Genomic DNA, 3,020 nt, shown 5'->3' with positions numbered 1-3,020 from the left:
TCCGCCCAGGCCGGACCAAAGCTGCCCCACGCCATCGGCCGGAATCAGAGCCTGAATCAAATGCTGCCCCGGCTGCGCGCCCAGGGCCTGGATACGCTCAAGCAGCATGCAGGCATCCGCCTCAAACGCTACGGCAATATCGGCGTCATCGGCGCCGGACAGGCACTCCACGCCCTGCATCCGCGCCGAGATTTGGGCAGGGGCGGCCGCCACGCCGCCAAACAGCATCACCAGATGGCGAGCCAAAGCCGGTACCTGTGCAGCCGCCGGAGCTTGCGGCGTCCACTCAGGTTGGAACAGCGCCGTGCGGATCGATTCCCCGTCCGCAGTGGCAACGGCACCAGCGGCACGCAGACAGAATCCGCCAAGGGACATGCACACCACGCCGTCGTCGTCGCATAGCTCGACATCGAACTTTTGCACCACGTCGCCTGCGGAACTGCCTGCGCTGCGGCGCACCAGCGCCCACATCGACGGCGCGCATGGCGCCAATACTTCCAGGGACCCAAGCGCAAACGGCAGCATCAAGCCCATTGCGGCCAGTCCGCCCTGGGCATTGGCCTGGAAGCCAATAACCGCCTGCAGGGCGGCATCGAGCAAGCTTGGATGCAGCTCGAAGCTCCCGAATGCCGCTTGCACTGACTCCGGCAGGCGGATTTGTGCCAGGGCCAGATCGGCGCCAACCTGGATATCGACCAGACCGCGATGCGCAGGCCCATAGCTCAGCCCCGCCTTGTCGAAGGCGGCATAGCATTGCTCGGCGCTGAGGCGCGCCGCGCTGCATTGGGACTGCAATAACTGCAGATCGTGCCTGGCGAGTCGCACTTCAGGGCTAGCCGGTAGCAAAGAACCCTTGCCATAAACGATCTCGCCATCGTCCGATTCGCGATAGATTTCGTAGCCGATTTCGGCTTCGGATTCCTGGAACAAGGCCAGGTGCAAGTCCAGCGGCTGGTCACCAACGACAACGGGACGCGCCCAGACCACGTCCTTAACTCGCAACTTACCAGCGCGGCCATTGACAGTCTGCGCAGCGCGCAAGGCCATCTCCAGCTGGGCCACACCCGGCAGGGTCTTGGCGCCTTGCACCACGTGGTCGGCAAAGAAAAACTCCTTGCCGCTGAACTGGCTGCTGAAGCGCAGCCCATTCAGGTCGGAGGTGTTCTGATGCAGCAAAGGATGCAGCTCGGCGCGCGCCAAGGGAACGGCGCCGCTTTCCGCCTCGGCCCAGTATTTCACCTTGGCGAATGGATAGGAAGGCAGCGCGACACGTGACCGTTTCGTCCCGCCATACAGGCTTGCCCAGTCAATGGCATGTCCATGCAGCCAAAACTGCGCCAGCTCCGGAAGATTGCTCTTGGCCAGCGCCGCAGCCACGGCTTGCAGGCTATCCGGCTCATTTTGAATCGCCGTCAGCATCTCGGCGGTGACGCGGGCGCTGCGCGCGTGGCGCGATCCGGATGGTGCATCCAGCCAGGCTTGCAACTGCTCCTTCAGGTCGGGAAGAGAGCCGGTCAGCAAAGTCAGGCGCTCGGCCATCGCCTGGCGCCCTACTTGCAGCGTGTAGGCCAGTGCACCGATACCGGCATCCTGAATCTGCGCGGTATCCAGGGCGGAGAGCAGGCTTCGAGCTTGGTCGCGCAAGCCAGCCGCCGTCTTGGCCGACAAAACAATCAGCGCAGGCGCGTCGCCCGATGCTTGCTCGGCGTCCTGCGGCCCCACCGGAAGATACTCCTCGATCACCACATGCGAATTCACGCCGCCGAAGCCGAAGGAACTGACGCCCGCGCGGCGTGGCACTGCCTGGCCTTGCTCATCGCGCAAAGCCGGCCAGTCGCGCTGCCGGTCGACAATGTAGAAAGGACCGGCATCGAGATCGATGCGGGGATTCAGCTTCTGGAAGTGCACCAGGCCCGGCAAGGTTTGCTCGCGCATCGACAGAATGACCTTGATCACGCCAGCCAGACCGGCCACCGACTCCAGGTGGCCCACATTGGTCTTTACGCTGCCCACGCCGCAGATATGCTCGGGCAGCGCCTCGCCGCGCTGCTGCGCCACGCGTGCGAAGGCCAGCTTCAAGCCCTCGATCTCGATTGGGTCGCCTTTGGGCGTGCCGGTGCCGTGGGCCTCGATATAAGTCAGGGTGCTGACGGGGAAATCCGCCTCGCTCAGCGCTTCCGCCACCACCTTCGACTGGGCTTGCGAGTTGGGATAAGTCACCGTGCGCGCCCGTCCGCCATGGTTGCGCGCCGTGCCACGCACTACCGCCAGAACGTTATCCTTATCCTCCAGCGCCTTGGCGAGAGGTTTGAGCAGCACCATGGCCGCCCCTTCGCCGCGTACATAGCCGTTGGCGCGCTCGTCGAACGTTTTGCAGCTGCCGTCCGGCGACAGCATGCCGGTCTTCGAGAAGGAAATGAAATGGGTCGGGCTGCACAGGACGCTGACACCGCCCACCAGCGCCTGCTCGCATTCCCCGCGGCGGATCGCATGCACTGCCTCGTGCAGCGCCACCAGCGAGCTTGAGCAAGCAGTGTCGATCGGCAGGCTTGGACCATGCAGGTTGAAATAGTGCGAAATGCGGTTCGGGATCAACGCCGTGTGCGTGCCGGTTGAAACATGCGCTTCGATCGAATCGAGCGTGCGCAGCAGATGCTCCTGATAGTCGAAGTTGAATACGCCGACATACACGCCGGTACGGCTGCCGTTGAAGGCGGAAGGATCGTAACCAGCGTCCTCCATACAGGCCCAGGACAGTTCCAGCATGATGCGCTGCTGCGGATCCATCGCCACCGCTTCGCGTCCCGAAATACCGAAGAAGTCCGCGTCGAAGTACTCCACACCATCCATAAAGCCGCCCCACTTGCTGACAGCCTTGTTCTTCGCCTGGCTGTCGCTGGAGTAAAACGCCTCCTTATCCCAGCGGTTCGCCGGGACCTCGCCGACGCTGGACAGACCGGCACTGAGGTTCTTCCAGAATTCATCGTAATTCGCCGCGCCGGGAAAACGGCAAGCCATGC

General features: G+C 63.4%; 1 protein-coding gene and 1 pseudogene. One reads left to right on the top strand and one right to left on the bottom strand.

The annotated features are described in order from the left end of the window. Positions 1-60: 60 nt before the first annotated feature. Entirely contained in the window at positions 61-402 is a 342-nt protein-coding gene (locus H597_RS36315) for a hypothetical protein (RefSeq protein WP_229632112.1), read from the top strand. Here H597_RS36315 and H597_RS36310 read toward each other — a convergent pair. Then, a pseudogene (locus H597_RS36310) lies at positions 391-3,018 on the bottom strand (type I polyketide synthase); the annotation flags it as partial. The gene H597_RS36315 and the pseudogene H597_RS36310 sit on opposite strands and share 12 nt — an antisense overlap. Positions 3,019-3,020 lie beyond the last annotated feature (2 nt).

The sequence above is a fragment of the Pseudoduganella violaceinigra DSM 15887 genome (genome assembly GCF_000425385.1).
Classification (GTDB): Bacteria; Pseudomonadota; Gammaproteobacteria; order Burkholderiales; family Burkholderiaceae_D; genus Rugamonas; species Rugamonas violaceinigra.
The sequence above is the reverse complement of the archived record's forward strand: the minus strand, read 5'-3'. Positions and strand labels throughout refer to the sequence as shown.

What these genes read in the sequence shown, in the direction of transcription:
- H597_RS36315 (WP_229632112.1), top strand. Translation starts at nt 61, where the DNA reads ATGCTGCCCCGGCTGCGCGCCCAGGGCCTGGATACGCTCAAGCAGCAT.